Genomic DNA, 15544 nt, shown 5'->3' with positions numbered 1-15544 from the left:
ACGTCGACGTTTTCAAGCGAATTGAGAACTTCGAATTCCGACTCGCCGAATCTCCCGAGTCCGCCAATGATGGTTGTGCCATGTCAACGATCGTCGCGGAACGCTAAACTGCTCCCATGCCATCGCAACGACCCAATGTTCTTGTCGCTGTCCCCAACCGTGGATCACTTTTGGCCAAGACGGTCGAATCGCTCCGGCGCCTCGCGTGCGCGAGCGCCTCGGCCGAACGCGTCGGCCTCCTGGCGATGCCCGGCGAGCCCGTCGAACGGGTTCGCCATCAACTCGTCGACCGGTTCCTCTCCGACGCCACCTGGACCCATCTCTTCTTCGGCGACGCCGACCAAGAGTTTCCTGAAGATACGCTCGATCGACTCCTAGCGTTGGATTCGGCGATCGCTTGCTTGCCGGTCACGATCTACGCCCCGCGAGTCGCCGGCAAAGGCCGCTCGGGCCCGGGCGTCACCACGAACATCTGGATGCACGACTCGGAAGCGGGCACTCCCGCCACCGAACGAGTCTCGCGATTCCTCGATCCCGACGAGTTTCCCAGTGGGCCATTCACGTGCGACGGCACCGGGCTGGCTTGCTGCCTAATCGCTCGCGAAGTCTTCGAAAGGATGGCAAAGCCCTTCTTTTCCTTCAAGTTCCGCAACGAGGGAAAAGCGATCGGCGTCAGCGAGGACGCCTACTTTTTCAACAAGGCGCGCGAGCTGGGTTACCACATCAAGGTCGACCCATCTCCCGAATCGGTTTGCGAACACTACAAGGAAGTCGACCTGACCCGTCTGGAGGACTTCTTCCGCGATCTGCCCAAGCGCTGGCCTTGGCGACGCGACTCAAAGACCAACGAGTCCCTCTTCATCGCTTGCCTGCCGGAGGACAACGAGATCCTCCACGAGACGACGCTCTTTCTCTGGATGCAGCAGAGCCAGCTCAAGCGACCGCACGAAGTCTTCCGCACGTCGAACTGGCTCCAATCGCTCAAGCTGTCGATCCGTACGTTCCTCGCTCAGCAAAGCGAGGACTGGCTCTTGATCATCGATGGCCGCACCGTCCCCCCCGACGACTTCGCCGATCGGGTCATCAGCACTTCGATCCCGTTCGCATCGGGACTATTTCGCGAACTCGTCAATGGGGAGCCCGCCAACGGGTTTCTCCTTCGTCCCTCCGAGCACGATGGCGACCCCGCCCATGTGGCCGACTGGTTGACCGAACCTCTTCCCGTTCATTGGGCGAGCTTGCGTGCCACCGTGATCCACCGTCGCTTGCTTGAGAAGATCGGCACGTCCTGGGTACCAGCCCATGGCGGACCGCGCGAAGCGGGATCGGCGTTGGCCGAGGCGCTGTGCCGCTCGGGCGAAGACTCCCCCCAGCTCGTTCCGATCGGCTGCTCGCACTTGCAGCCCTTTGGTCTTCGGCGCCTTCTCGACGCGAAGCTGGCCCTGAAGGCGGAGCTTCGCCAGCGAAACGGCGCCGGTTCCTAGCCGAATCCGCTCCGGATCGATTGCCACGGGCTCGATCAATCTCGAACTTCGGCCGAAAGAGAATCTTCGAGCGAATTCCCCTCGCCTCACCCTTCCTCGTCCATTACCATTCGGACCATCTTCGACACATCGACGACGTCGGCCAAGTCCAGCGACAAGGGGCAACCCGTGAGCCGTGGCGCCACCACGCTAATTTCGTTCATCGCACTCGTTCTCACCGTTCCTTGGCTCTACACGAGCGACCGGATGGCGATTTGGTTCGGGTTTCCGCCGTGGGCGTTCTACACCATCGCGACGACTGTCGTTTACGCCGTGGTGTTGAATCTGCTGTTGGGCACGCAATGGTCGCGCATGGCGGGAGGCGACGATGCCGACAACGCCTGACGTCGCCACCGACGTGACCGACACCGCCCTGCTTGGCCCCGGCGGCATCGCGTTTCTCTCGCTCTATCTCGTCTCGCTTCTTCTCGTCGGCCTGGCCGGAAGGGCCGTTCGCAAGGAGAACTCCCTCGCCGACTTCTTCCTCGGCGGGCGGGGAATGGGATTTTTCGTCCTACTGCTGACGCTCTACGCGACCCAATACAGCGGCAACACGCTCATCGGCTTCGCGGCTCAAGCCTACCGCCAGGGCTACGCCTTCCTGGTGAGTGTCACCTTCATGACCGCCGTGATCGGTTGCTACCTCATCTTCGCGCCGAAGCTGCAACGCCTCTCGAAGCAACACGACTTCATCACTCCCGGCGACTACTTCCACTTTCGCTATGGCTCCCGAGCCCTCGCCGTCCTAGCAACGATCATCGGCATCATCGCGCTGGGCAACTACATCGTCACCAACCTCAAGGCGATCGGCACAATCGTCGAGTCGGCGACCGGCCATCAGATCTCCTTCACGACCGGCGTGATCGCCCTCTCGTTCATCATGGTCGTCTACGAGACACTCGGCGGACTGCGAAGCGTGGCATGGACCGACGTGATCCAGGGCATCCTCCTGATGGTGGGGTGCCTTTGTATCTTTGGCGCCATCCAGTGGCACTACGGCGGCCTGACGGGCATGGCCGAGCAACTTCAAACGATCAAACCCGAGTTCTGGACACCGCCGACGTGGTCGGAAAAGCGAACGTGGCTGAGCACACTCATCCTCGTGTTCGCCGGCATTCCGCTCTACCCGCACGCGATCCAGCGGATCTACGCCGCCCGAAGCGCCGGGACGCTCAAACGCTCGCTTCAGTTCATGGTCTTCATGCCGTTGGCAACCACGCTCTTCATGGTGCTGGTGGGAATCATCGGCGCCGCCCGCTTTCCCGACTTGAGCAAGGATCAGAGCGAACAGATCACCCTCAGGCTCCTGCAAGACATCGCCGCTCACATTCCCGCGGTGTCGATGCTCATTGTCGTTTTCCTCTCGGCGGCGGTCGCGGCGATCATGTCGACCGTCGACTCGGCGCTGCTTTCGATCGCGTCGATGTTCACCCAAGACCTCTACCGGCCAATGCGTTCCCGCGCCTCCCAATCGCACCTGACGCGCGTCGGCAAGATGTGTTCCTGGTTGGTCATGGCCCTCTCGACGCTGCTCGCGATCAACCTTCCCCAAACCATCTACTTCTTGATGGAGATCAAGCTCGAGCTTCTTTGCCAGATCGCGCCGGCGATGCTCCTGGGCATTCACTTTCCTCGGCTAAGATCGATGCCGGTTCTCTGCGGCCTGGTGGTCGGGGTGGTCTTCTACTTCGGGTTGTTCTTCACGCTGCGGGCCTTGGACATGCCGCGTCTCTGGGACGTCCATTCGGGGATCTGGGCGTTGCTGGCCAACTTGGCGACGATCGGCTTGCTCTCGTGGCTCCTCCCCGAGACGCCGCGGACAAGTGCCTCGAGCCCCCAAGTTGCTTCGAATTGACCTTCATCTAACGATGGAACTCGCCAGAACGTATATCCTTTTAGGAGCTTTTCACGATGACACGGTTTCTTCTCTTGCTCACCCTCGGCGGGGTCGTGCTCACCAGTGAGGCTGCCCGGTCCGAGGAAGCGATGAACACCAACTATCCCACCATTGGCAAAGTCGTTCGCGAGAGCGGCAAGCTGGACAACCTTGTCGATCCCGACGCGAAGATCGACGTTCTTGCAAGCGGTTTCGATTGGTCGGAGGGCCCGATCTGGGTCGCCGACGGCGGCTACCTCCTCTTCTCCGACATTCCGCCCAACAAGATCATGAAGTGGAAGGAAGGGGAAGGGCTCAGCCTCTTCATGCATCCCTCCGGCTACACCGGTGTCGCCGACTACGGCAAGGAACCGGGCAGCAACGGCTTGACGCTCGATCCCAAAGGACAGCTCATCCTGTGCGAGCACGGCGATCGACGTGTTTCGAAGCTGACCAAGTCGGGCGGCAAGATCACCCTCGCCGATCACTACAACGGCAAGCGGCTCAACAGCCCCAATGACGTCATCGTCGCCTCCAACGGCGATCTGATCTTCACCGATCCCCCCTACGGTTTGCCGAACCGCTGGGACGATCCGCTTCGCGAACTCGACTTCTGCGGTGTCTATCGCTTGACGCCGGAGGGCGAACTGACGCTGCTGACCAAGGAGATGACGCGGCCCAACGGCCTGGCCCTCTCTCCCGACGAGAAGACGCTCTACGTCGCCAATTCCGATCCGGAGAAAGCGATTTGGATGTCGTTCCCCGTCAACGACGACGGGACGCTCGGCAAGGGAGAGGTCTTCTACGACGCCACCGAGAGCGTCGGCAAGCTACCGGGACTGCCCGACGGACTCAAGGTCGATGTCGACGGCAACCTCTTCGCCACCGGGCCGGGCGGCGTCCTCGTCTTCACCCCCGACGGCGAGTTGCTCGGCCGCATCGCCACCGGCGAGAAGACCGCCAACTGTGCCTGGGGCGACGATGGCTCGACGCTCTATTTGACCTCCGACATGCACCTGTGCCGGATCAAGACCAAGACGAAGGGCGCCGGCTGGGACAAACGCTAGTGGTCAATCTTTCGGTCCCGCGTCAACTCCCCGAGGCGAGCTGACGCTGGAAACCTGGGGTACGCTGGATCACCCGAAGGCGAGCCCGCATCCGCTCCCAGCAACGCCGGCCGTGATCGACGAGTTCGACCACTGTTTCCGTGATCCTCACCGAGGGCTCCGCTCCGACGAGCGAGCCCTCCGCCGCTAGCGAGTCCGACACCCAGCGGCGCGTCTCCTGGAGCAATCCCGCCATCGGCGCCAGTCCGACGAGATGGTGAACCACATCGTTCTTGTAAGGTGGTGGCGGCCCCTTGCCCCCTTCCTCCAACGCCAGGGCGTGGATCCGATTGGCGAAAGCGATCTGTTCCCCCACGAAGCTCCGAATCAACTCCGACACGCACACATCCGATGCCAACATGTCCGGGATCTTCGCGAGTTCCTCCACAAAGCTCGGCGTTTCGCGATCAAATCGTTCGAGCAAGAGCGACAGGGTCGGATCGCGCCTTGGAGGATGAGGATCGATCGACTCGACCGCACCGGCGAGCCATCGTGTCAGCTCCCACCCTTCGTCCAGCAATTCATCTCCCGCGAGGTTCATCAGGCAGCGCAAGAGGTAGCGTGACTTGTCGAGGGCTTTGCGCGCCTTCGTCGCCAATGGACCCGCCTCCATCCCTGGGGGCAACGCCTCTCCCCGCTCGAGCAACAGGGCCGCCTTCCGGTAGAAGAGGCCGATGTGGGCATACGCATGTCCCGCGAAGAGCACCCGCTCGCCCGCCCACCAGATCGGATGATCCGGGCCAGGCGTGTTCCACCACGCCGGCACCCGAAGCTCGGGCGACGCAAACGCCTTCCGCGTGAGGATCTCCCCGGCGACCACCAAGTCGGAGAGCTTATTGTGCGCGGCTTCGTGAATCAGCGACTCCGCCAATACCCACGGGTTGGCCAAGGATTTCGCCGACACCCAAATGGCCCCGAAAAAAGGATGCAGCGAAAAGGAGATCCATTCATCCTCGTCTCCGACGGCTGGGGTGTCGGGGTTGGGACGTCCGAGGACCGCGAGCACGCGGACATGCGCCAAAAGGCTCGGCGTCAACTTGGGCAAGACCATCCGGGCGAGCGATTCGGCCTCCACGAGCCTCGTGCGCGACGCGGCAGGCATCTCCTGAAGTACCTGATTTCCCAGCGCGATCCCCGGCCGAGCAAGCGTCGCGTAGAGCCGCCGATACTGGGACGCGATGAAGTCCTCGGCGCGACCTTCGTCCCAGAGCAACGTCTGAAGGGGAGGCTCGCCAAGGTAGTGCGGCTCGGGGGCATCGACTTCCAACGGCGACACTTGGCGATCGCCTTCGAGAGAAGCGGAAGCGACTTCCAGAAGCGTGGCGAGCCCACTCGGAACGGAGAGAGCGTTGCGCATCTGGGCGAGAGCCGCGGCTTGAATCCGGGTCCTAATCACGGGGTCGAGCAACACGCGGTGGCTCGCGGAAAGAGCGGTTCCACGAAGCCGCTCGGCGAATCGTCTCGCCTCGGGATGGTGGATCGCCAAGTCGTCCACCATCGCGCGGACGACTTCCGCGGTGCGCGGCAGCACGACGCCGACATCCCCAAAGGAGGCGTGCGTCGCGAGTTCGTCTTCCGTTCGTTCCAAATTCTCGAGCATGCTCTCGTCAGCCACTTCGGGAGGACGTCACGCGTCTCTCGACGATCGCGTGCGGAGCGATGACTTCGACGAGACTCCTTTCGACGTGACGCTATCCCAGAGTGTACGGAGGGCACGGGTGCCTGGACAACGGCGCCGGGCACTTACCCCACTTCCTCCTGGCCGGTCGACGGCCCCAAGTGCGTCGCGAAGGTCCAACGGTGCCCATCCGGATCGAGGACCGCGAAACAGCGATCGCGCCAAAACATGTCGGTCGGCGGAAAGAGACTCTGGCAACCGGCCTCGACCGCTCGCTCGTGCATCGCGTCGGCATCGGCGCAATAGACGTAGAGCCCGACGGGCGAGGGAACCGAATCGACGGGCGCCTTCGCGGGGTTCCCGAAGGCGCCGGAGGGACCGACCATCACGACGATCTGGTCGCGATACGACATCTCGCCGTGCAGGACGCTGCCCGACTCGTCCTTCATCGGCGTCGATCCCGCCGAGAAGCCGAACGCCTTCTCGTAGAACTCCATCGACTCGGCAGCGTCCCGAACGGTCAAGTAAGGGGTGATCCAAGGCATCTGGGATGGGCGAGTGGTTGTCTCTGACATGATGAAAATGTCCTCAGTTTTTACATCGAAGGCTGGTCGCTCCGGGCAGGTACTCATGGCGACAAGAAGGTACGCGGTAGCGAACATCCGGCGATCCCTGTGGTCGAAGTCAACGAGTTGGTAGCACGTTGTTGGGTTGGAGGTCGACTTGTTGGACCGCCGAAAGCGGTTCCCGTCGACCTCGGGTGCTACCGAAGTATTGGTCCAGAGAGAGGGTCCGTCCAACAAATCCGTCGGCTTCGATGGTAATCGTCGCGCTGCGGAACTCGATGAGCCCCTCGTCGAAGAAGAGCCCGTGGTTGCCCTTCACCACGAATCGGTGCTCGATTTCGGCGATTCCGTCGCGGTTGGTCGAGGTGGAGGTTCGATGATCGTAGCCATCGGCGAGTGTGACCTTGGCCCCAGGCAGAGGTTTGCCGGTCGCTCTATCGAGGATTTGGAAGCGAAGCGTGATGTTCGTCGAGCCAATCCATTGACCGATCGTGCCCCACTGAAGCAGCACGACCAGGGGCAGGAACAAGAGAGCCATTCCGGTCACGCGCCACAGGAAACGACGTTGACGGGCCGCCGACGTCGCTCGCGACCGATCGGCCCCGGAGTCTGCTCCACTCGCACGTTGTTCCATGTTCCGCCAACGCTCCCGTTCTCTCGACGGAGTCGAGCGACCTCTTCCGAGTGCTCCCCCTTGCAAGGGGGAGTTGGTGGGGGTCCCGTTTTCTCTACTGGTTCGAACGACCTCTTTCGAGTGCCCATGCCCGGAAGACATTCCATCGGCTGCCTTCCCGCCCCAGTCCAGATCGACTCTCTCGAGAGCGTTTGTAGGAACCGGTCCAACCAGACGCTAACGCGCGTACCAGACGATGAGCCGTTCGAGACCGCGCTGGCGTGCGAGGACATCGAGTCGTTTGCGGTGTCGATACCCCGACAGAAGGGGATAGAAGTGCGACCGATCGAGGATGCAGACCGTGCGGATCATATCCTCGCGGGTCGGTTCGCGGCCCTGAGAAAGCCATCGCAAGACCCAGAGCCCAACCGGAAACGCGAGGGCCAAGGCCCGAAATCCATCGACGACGGACCAGCCGAAACGGCCAGCGCCGCAATACTGGAGCGAAGCCGTCATTGCCTCGAGATAGGCGTTGAGCGGCCCGACGACTTCCGCCAAGAGCCCCCCGAGCGGGCGTTCCAAGTCCTCGAAACGCGCGACCGGCATGTCGGGATGCACTCTTGGCACTTCCCCGCGCCCTCGGGCGATCCGAACCGCCGCGCGCAACAACTCCCACCGCTTGGCGAACGAGGGCCGATCGCCAAGGTTCGGATGAAACCGGACGTACTCTCCCGCCGTCTGCCGGAAGAGGATCCTGGCGGTCCGGCTCGGCTCGGCTCGCTCCCGCAGAAGCTCGTTGACCTCCTTCGAGGCGGCCGTCGCGAGCACCTCGACCAGGTCGACGAGCGCCTTGCCCTTCACGCGACCGAGCCGACACTCGGCCAAATGACCACAAAGCCTGACGAGATGAAGCAGACGCCGGACCGGTGGAAAGCGCTCGTCGAGCATGATGCGTTCGAAGTGATCGGTCACGCGACGGACGTCGGCCCACGGGTGGGAGCGCCGACTGACGATTCCCGGGGCTGCCAGGGACTCGAGCTTCTCGGGAAGCGCGTGCGGGGCGAGTTCGCGAACGAGCCCGAGATGCTCCTTGAGCACCTTCCCCTTGTTATCCGCGGCCGAGGGACAGGTGCGCCGCATCGTCAGTCGAAGATGATCACCGACCGGAATGAGTTGGAAGGGAAAGAGGCGGCACGCCCAGGGTTTGGCCGCTTCGCCATGTTCGGCATGAATCCGGCAGAGTCCCTCGTCGGTCAGGAAGACGCAGCTTCCATCGGGACGCTGAGCCAACGCCGTGGGACCGCCGAGGAGACCGACTTGCTGGGTGACCGCGACCCCCTTGAAGTCGGGATGACGGGCCCAGCCCTGTTCGCTCAGTCGTCGTGTTTCGCTCGCATCAAGGACGACCGTGTGTCCCTTGCAGCACTGACCACAAGCGAAGCAATCCCACTGCTCCACGATGGGCAGGGTTCGGATCGGAAGCGTGTTCGTGGCGGAGGAAGGGGTTGAAGTCGAGGACATGGTGAGCCGAGAAAGCGACGAGCTCTCCTTTTCCTTGCGAATCGGCCAGCTCACGCGACGGATCGCTCGCCATCCTCCCGCGAGGATGGAGGGTGAGCAAGCGTGGCTGACGCTAGTGGTCTGTTGCAATTTGAAGTTGGCGTCGGTGTACCCCTACCCGTTCGGCGCAGGCTGGCAAGGAGCCACTGGCACCCGTAACCCTAGGTGAATCAGTGCACTAGTGGTCGTTGAATTCGGTGGCCATTTGCGCGGCGATCTTCGCGAACCGCTGCTGCTGAGGCCCCGGCACGTTCGCGAGGTGCTGATGACACTCGAAGACGTGCCGGCTGATCTCCTTGAATTCGACACCACCCGTATCGAGTGATTCCCATTCCCCGAGGAGACGGGGAGATTCGTCGACAACCCGCAAGATGGCGTCCAAGTGGAGTGACTCAAGAAGGCCTCGGCACTGCCGCGAGGGATTGGCGATGGCGAAGTGGCACCCAACGTCTCGCCCGGCCGCCTTGTGGAGTCCGACCATGACGCCCAGGAAGGTACTGTCGAGATAGTCGCAGCAACTCAAGTCGAGGACAAGCCCCATGGAGGAACCCTCCTCGGCGACGCTCTGCGCGAAGTCCTCGACCATGGGGCTCTCGTGGAGCGTTCCGGCTCCCTCGACACGAATGACGTAGCCTTCCTCACAGCGGCCGAAGCGCACGATTGATGAACTAGCCATTCTCACCCAACCTCCCCGCAACCTTGATGATCGGGACTCCTCAAGTCTATCACCATGCGGTGAGATTCGTCAGTAGAAACCGGACACCAAGCAAGTTCCCTCGCCCCGGAGGTAGAAACCGTGAAGACGGGCCCGATGATTGGACGAGTTGCCAGCCGATCGCCCAATTGGCCCATCCACACCTACCTGGATGCCAGAGGATCACGCCTCTGTGGGCATGGCACCCAAAGGTCTCTTCGACAATGGATGAACCGATCAGGATTGCTACGCCATGACCGGGAAGAGGTCGGCGAGACCGTTGAGGATGCGCTGCGCCGAAGCCGAGCGGTTGAGAATGTAGAGATGAATCCCCGGCACGCCCTCGCGGAGGAGTCCCTCACACTGATGGCGAGCGTGGTCGACCCCGACCTGCTCCTGAGCCTCGGCATCGTCGGCACATGCCGCGAGTTTTTCGAGAAGTTCTTCGGGGAGCCGAGCTTTGCACATCGACGTGATCCGTTCGATCTGCTTCTTGCTGAGGATGGGCAAGATCCCCGGCACGATGGGAACCGAGATCCCCCGTTCGTGGCAGCGATCGCGAAATCGGAAAAAGTCGTCGTTGTCGTAGTAGAGCTGGGTGAAAACCGCGTCGGCGCCGGCGTCGACCTTCCGAACGAGGTTGTCCAGGTCGACGTCGGGACTGGGCGCTTCCTGATGGGTTTCAGGATACCCCGCGACCCCGATGCCGAAGTTGGGGAACTCCGACCGAATCAACGCGACCAGTTCATTGGCGTAGCGCAGGCCGCCCTCGACCGCCTTGAACTCCGCTTCACCTTTCGGCGGATCCCCCCGAAGGGCCATGATGTTCTCGACGCCGAGTTCGGTCGCTCGCGTCAGCCACGCGCGAATCTCCTCGACGGTCGATCCGACGCACGTGAAGTGCGCGGTGGTGGGGACACCGTAGCGCTGGCGAATCTCCGTGATGATCTCCAGCGTCCGGTCGCGTGTCGAGCCGCCCGCCCCGTAGGTACACGAAATGAACCCCGGATCGAACGAGCAAAGTTCCCCCACCACTTGGTAGAGGTGTTCAAGCCCCTCTTGCTTCTTCGGCGGGTAGACCTCGAACGAAATCCGACACCGTCCATGGCTAAACAGTTCCGCGATTTTCACGCGTGATCCTCACTTTCGTCTCGTGCTGGCCGACACTGATGTTGACGGGACCATCTTGTCCCGTCAGGAGATGCCGTATTTTTTTAGCTTACTGCAAAACGTGCTGCGGGGAATGCCCAAGACTTGCGCGGCCTTGCTCTTGTTCCCGCCGCCGGCCTCGAGCGCTTCCAGGAGCTGCTGACGCTCGAAGTCGTTCAGCTTACTCTTCAGCGCCCGCCCACCGCGTCGCGGCATCGGTGGATCGCTCCAGGTACGGCGCGGCTCTTGCGAACCCTCGGGAGTAGCTCGTCGCCCCGATTCCGAGGGCAAACGCGGTTGGCTGACCTCTTCCGGAAGATCCTCCAACGTGATCAACGGGCCGTTGCTCAAGATCAACGCCCGTTCGAGCACGTTTTCCAGCTCCCGAATATTCCCCGGCCATTCATAGTTGAGCAGTGCGAGAACGGCATCGTCATCGAGACCCTCGCTCGACTTCTCCGTCTCGAACGAGCACTTTCGCAGGAGGTGTAGCGCCAGGTCCAAGATGTCGTCGCGCCGCTCGCGCAGCGGGGGAAGATACAGGCTCATCACGTTGATGCGGTAGAAGAGATCCTCTCGAAAACGTCCCTCACGAACGAACTCCTCGAGCGGTTGATGCGTCGCGGCGATGAAGCGCACGTCGACCTCGATCGGTTCACTCGATCCGACGGGCTCGAAGGTGCGTTCTTGTAGGACTTGCAGCAGCTTGGTCTGAATCTCGAGACTCAAGTCGCCCACTTCGTCGAGAAAGATCGTTCCACCATCGGCCAACTGAAAACGGCCGATCTTGTCGCGGTGGGCGCCGGTGAAGGCCCCCTTGACGTGCCCGAAGAGTTCACTCTCGAGCAGCCCCTGCGACAGGGCCGCGCAGTGCACTTTCACGAACGGTCCCTTGGCTCTCGGGGACGCGCGGTGAATCGCCTCGGCCAACATGCTCTTGCCCGTCCCGCTTTCGCCGCGGATCAGCACCTTCGCGGTCGAGACCGAGACCTTCCGGGCCAACGAGACGACGCTGCTGAGCGCCTCGCTACTTCCCTTGATGATATCGAAGTTGTCGGGGGCGACGCGTTCATCGCTCTCGCCGGCATCCAAGGTCGTTTCGGCGTTGGACTGAAGTTGCTGCAATTGCCGATGCTGCCGCGAGATCCGGGTGACTTTGTCGCGCAGTTCGACGTTGAGCGCCTCGAGCGTCTGATGCGTCTCCGCCCCATGCAGCGCCAACGCGGCCATCTTGGCCAGCGCCGAGAGAAACCCAAGATCCTCCGTCGTGTAGATCCCTCCCCGCTTGGGCCCGATAAGGAGAAACCCCTTGAGTTGCGTATCGAGCACCAGCGGCTGAGCGACCTCCACACCCAGACTCCGAAGGAGCGGCGTGACCCGATCGCCACGCAGGATCAACCCTGGGCTAGCCTGCAAGAGCGCCCCACGCTCGAGAACGCGGCTGAGCTCCTCGTCGGCGGGAAGGTGATCGGGGAGAACCGCCTCGCCCGTCGAACTGCCTCGAACAAAGGAATCGTCCCCCTCACGCAGATAGAACGCCGCCCCGCGCGGATCGAGGACCTCATCGACGACGAGCAGGATTCGCCGACTCAGTGTCGATAGGTCGAGGAGCTGTCCGACGGTTTCGTTCATGCGGCGCATCGCCCGGTTGAGCTGGTGCCGATCGCGATAGAAACGGCGGTCAAGGACCAGACGAATCCGCTCGCGCAGTGTGCTCAGCACCAAGAGCACGAGCATGACGAAACTCGCGATGAGGAACGACTGGCGTTCCGACTCGCCCTGGCTGACTTCATCGGCAAGCCGCGGCGAGAACCAGACCGCCAAGATCAAGAGCCCGTAGTAGCAAAGTCCACCGGCGAAACTGATCAGGACATAGAGCCAGCCGCGCTGAAGGATCTCCTCGACGTGGAGTAACCGGTAGCGGGCGATGCTGACCGCGAACCCGACCGTCATGACGAAGGAGGCCGCGAAGAGCGACCAATTCGCGCCGCCCAACGCGAAGTCGACGGGTTGCAGCAGCGCCAGGACGAAACTGTAGACGACAAAGAAGCTGGCACAGACAAGTCCGCCAAGGATGCAGCGAACCTGGTTCTTCTGAATCAGATTGTTCGCGGTGCGAGCACTGTGGACGAGGCTCGTCAGGCAGGCCAGGAGCATCACCCCCGCGATGCCGAGGTAGATCCAGATCAGCCACCAGAGTGTGTCGAGGAGATGATCGATGCTCGAGGCGGGAAAGTCGTGCCGAAAACGGAAGACGACGGTCCCGATCGTTCCGAGGATGGCGACCTGAAACAGGCCCGGAATGAGGTGAATTCCGACCAAAGTGAGCCGAGGATAGCGATAAACGACCCGTTTTGGCGTCGGAAAGACCAAAAAGAAGTGCAAATTGGCCTGCGGGAGCGCCATGGCGCACAGGGCGAAGATGTAGAGTAGCGCCGGACTGCCCGCGATCTGCAACCAGTGGTATCCCCCGACGTACGCTCCCACCGTGACGATGCACATCAGGAAAAAGAGGGCTGCGGAGTCATCCTCCGGACGCCGTCGAAAGACGAGCCATCCGATCCAGAAGATGAGGGACTCCATCGCAAACCACAGCAGGGAGACCGCCGAGGTCTGCCAAGGTTGCTCGCCGATCTCAAACCACGCCACGGACAGAGTTTCCGGTGACTCCGTGGGTCTGAACCGAACGCGAACGTAGCGTCGACCTTGATATTCCGCCACGGGCAGGCTTGTGGTAAGCAACTGTTCGGTCGAGGAGACGGTAGCAGAAGGAAACCGTTTGGGGTCGCCAAGTTTGGAGATGGTGTTAATGTACCGCGGCATGCTGTCAATGGGGATACCGGCGATCGACACCAAACGATCCCCCACTGTCGGCGAGGGACCGGCAGAGGGAGCGCGAGAGACGCGCCCGACTTGGACGCCCATAGCCTGAAAGCCGACGTTGGGCGTCAGATTGGCGTAAATAAGGACAACGATCGAATACGTGATGATTCCAATCGCCGAGGCTTTGAGCACTAGGCCACGGTTGATCGGGGAGAGTAGTCCGCCATTCCGAGCCATTCTTCCGGCTGCTCCCCAATTGCCCAGACACGTGAATCACGCTGTTTCGCCAAGAGACCCAAAGCCTTCGGCCAGCGTAACGAAAATTCGATGAAATAGCGAACTTTCACTGTCGTAACATTGGTAACGAAATTTCGTCACCAACTTCTGGCATCACAAGATAAAGTCACGAATACATTTATGCCGATTCGATAATCCAGGCCGTTTGGCCTAACTTTCGCAACGTACTGCAATGGATTGCAGCGGTCTTCCCACCGATTTTCAGGGATGGATGTTCATGGTTACAAGCGCTAGCGTTACTCAACTCCCGCCCACCAACAGTGTCTTCCTCTCCGCGGGGTACACGGCTGAATACATTCGTGTCGGCTCCGGAGATCCAATCGTCATTGTGCCCGGCATGGCCGGCGGCATCGCCCTCTTGCAGCCGCTGATCGACCAACTGAGCCAGACGAATGAGGTGATCGCCTACCAACTTCGGGGCGAAAACCAGGGACTCTTCGACCGGGGCTTCGGCTTCGACCGGCTGGTCAACGATCTCGGCGAGTTGATGCGAGCCCTCCGGCTGGAGCGCCCGGGATTGCTCGGCGTGTCCTTTGGAGGGACGATCGCGCTGAGCTACGCGGCTCGTCATCCGGCCGAACTCGCGTATGTCGCGGTCCAGGGCGTCGGTGCGAGTTTTCGACTCGGCATGATCGGCGATGTGGCTCGAGCCGTCCTCAACCGGCTCCCGCTCCCCGATGATAGCCCATTTCTGAATCAGATTTTCCAGGTACTCCTGGGAACTCCGGCTCGTCCCGGCGATCAGTTCGACTTCGTCGTCAATCGCTGCTGGCAGACCGATCAGAGCGTGATGGCCCACCGCATGACGATGCTCGAGGACTGCGACGTCGGCGGACATCTCGACGAGGTGACCACTCCCGCCCTGGTCTTCGGTTGCGATCACGACATCATCGCGTCGGTCGATCAGTCGCGCACGCTGGCCGATCGCGTCGCCCGGGGTCGTTTCGAGCACCTGGAGGAAGCCGGTCACCTGGCATTTGTGACCCATCCCGAACGGGTGGCGTCCTGCGTTCACGAGTTTGGACGCCACTGCCAGAAGGCCGCCTAAGTCGGTTCAACCCACGATGCTCCGGCGTGAGTCGCCCCTCACGCCACGGACGTCCCGTCACTCACCTCGACGTCGGGCCGAAGCAACACCACTCCCCGCTCCGCGTCGACGGCCCCCAACACCAAGACCTCCGAACGAATTCCCGCCACGCGCAGCGGCGGAAAATTCATCACCGCGGCGACTTGCCGTCCAACCAGATCGTCCGGCGCGTAGTTTTCCGTGAGCTGGGCCGAGCTCGTCTTCATGCCTTTCTCCCCAAAGTCGATCGTCAGGACGTACGCCGGCTTCCGGGCCGCGCTGTTGGCCGCCGCCGTGACGATCGTTCCGACGGCCATCTCTACCTCCTGGAAACGTTCCAACGTCGTCTGCACTCGATCAGTTCCTTTCGGATGGGTTCCTGTTACTTGGTGTTGCGACACCCTTGTTGGTCGACTTTGGAATGGAGAGTGGCAAGGCGAGAACGGTTCGCGGCCGGCACCGAGATGAGTCGATCGGCGTCCAACGTCCTGGTTGACACGAGTTCGCAAGTTGAGACCTCGTCGTCTCGAATGAGCGGGGCATTGCCACGTCAGCGGCGTCTTTCGCAGGCCTACGCGGGTGCCGGGGCCCAGTAGACCATTTTCAAGGCATGAATCAATCAGGACATTGATGCCCTGTCAAACGTCCACGTT

13 protein-coding genes are annotated in these 15544 nt (G+C 61.8%); 5 read left to right on the top strand and 8 right to left on the bottom strand.

Translation table 11 applies throughout. The features are described 5' to 3' along the window. Positions 1-170 precede the first annotated feature (170 nt). The 4 genes from Pan216_RS05060 (at position 171) to Pan216_RS05045 (ending at position 4466) form a co-directional block, all read left to right on the top strand. Positions 171-1484, top strand: a complete 1314-nt coding sequence (locus Pan216_RS05060; protein WP_145255716.1) for a hypothetical protein — start codon at positions 171-173, stop codon at positions 1482-1484. A gap of 168 nt (positions 1485-1652) precedes the next feature. Then, on the top strand, positions 1653-1868 hold the full coding sequence (locus Pan216_RS05055; protein WP_145255713.1) for a hypothetical protein: 216 nt from the start codon (positions 1653-1655) through the stop codon (positions 1866-1868). Beyond that, complete coding sequence (locus Pan216_RS05050; RefSeq protein ID WP_145255710.1) at positions 1852-3378, top strand: sodium:solute symporter family protein; 1527 nt, start codon at positions 1852-1854, stop codon at positions 3376-3378. Before Pan216_RS05055 ends, Pan216_RS05050 begins: the two co-directional genes overlap by 17 nt. 56 nt (positions 3379-3434) lie before the next feature. Further along, positions 3435-4466 (top strand): SMP-30/gluconolactonase/LRE family protein, encoded by a 1032-nt coding sequence (locus Pan216_RS05045; RefSeq protein WP_145255707.1) that lies wholly within the window; start codon positions 3435-3437, stop codon positions 4464-4466. A 22-nt stretch (positions 4467-4488) separates the two neighbouring features. On the opposite strand, the gene Pan216_RS05040 is transcribed toward Pan216_RS05045, so the two are convergent. The 7 genes from Pan216_RS05040 to Pan216_RS05010 all read right to left on the bottom strand — a co-directional run bounded on the left by Pan216_RS05040 (position 4489) and on the right by Pan216_RS05010 (position 13354). Then, positions 4489-6105: a hypothetical protein gene (locus Pan216_RS05040; RefSeq protein WP_145255704.1), complete on the bottom strand. Its 1617-nt coding sequence runs from the start codon at positions 6103-6105 to the stop codon at positions 4489-4491. Positions 6106-6248: 143 nt separating this feature from the next. Next, on the bottom strand, positions 6249-6698 hold the full coding sequence (locus Pan216_RS05035; protein ID WP_145255702.1) for a VOC family protein: 450 nt from the start codon (positions 6696-6698) through the stop codon (positions 6249-6251). 109 nt (positions 6699-6807) lie between these two features. Further along, on the bottom strand, positions 6808-7323 hold the full coding sequence (locus Pan216_RS05030; RefSeq protein WP_145255699.1) for a peptidase associated/transthyretin-like domain-containing protein: 516 nt from the start codon (positions 7321-7323) through the stop codon (positions 6808-6810). Positions 7324-7539: 216 nt separating this feature from the next. Continuing rightward, entirely contained in the window at positions 7540-8877 is a 1338-nt protein-coding gene (locus Pan216_RS05025; RefSeq protein ID WP_145255696.1) for a YkgJ family cysteine cluster protein, read from the bottom strand. A 163-nt stretch (positions 8878-9040) separates the two neighbouring features. Beyond that, positions 9041-9538 carry an STAS domain-containing protein gene (locus Pan216_RS05020; RefSeq protein ID WP_145255693.1) on the bottom strand — a complete coding sequence of 166 codons (498 nt, stop codon included), beginning with the start codon at positions 9536-9538 and terminating at the stop codon, positions 9041-9043. 264 nt (positions 9539-9802) lie between these two features. Next, a complete protein-coding gene (gene metF / locus Pan216_RS05015; RefSeq protein WP_145255690.1) occupies positions 9803-10687 on the bottom strand; it encodes a methylenetetrahydrofolate reductase [NAD(P)H] in 885 nt (294 codons plus the stop codon). A 63-nt stretch (positions 10688-10750) separates the two neighbouring features. Then, positions 10751-13354 carry a sigma 54-interacting transcriptional regulator gene (locus tag Pan216_RS05010; protein ID WP_419193272.1) on the bottom strand — a complete coding sequence of 868 codons (2604 nt, stop codon included), beginning with the start codon at positions 13352-13354 and terminating at the stop codon, positions 10751-10753. Positions 13355-14042: 688 nt separating this feature from the next. Here Pan216_RS05010 and Pan216_RS05005 point away from each other — a divergent pair. Further along, entirely contained in the window at positions 14043-14873 is an 831-nt protein-coding gene (locus Pan216_RS05005; RefSeq protein WP_419193271.1) for an alpha/beta fold hydrolase, read from the top strand. Positions 14874-14911: 38 nt separating this feature from the next. Here the strand turns inward: Pan216_RS05005 and Pan216_RS05000 are convergent, their stop codons facing one another. Beyond that, positions 14912-15244, bottom strand: coding sequence for a tRNA-binding protein (locus tag Pan216_RS05000; protein WP_419193270.1), 333 nt, complete (start codon positions 15242-15244; stop codon positions 14912-14914). Positions 15245-15544: the final 300 nt, after the last annotated feature.

The sequence above is a fragment of the Kolteria novifilia genome (assembly GCA_007748055.1).
GTDB classification, from domain to species: Bacteria; Planctomycetota; Planctomycetia; order Kolteriales; family Kolteriaceae; genus Kolteria; species Kolteria novifilia.
Note: the sequence above shows the minus strand (reverse complement) of the source record. Positions and strands in the feature narration are given on the sequence as shown.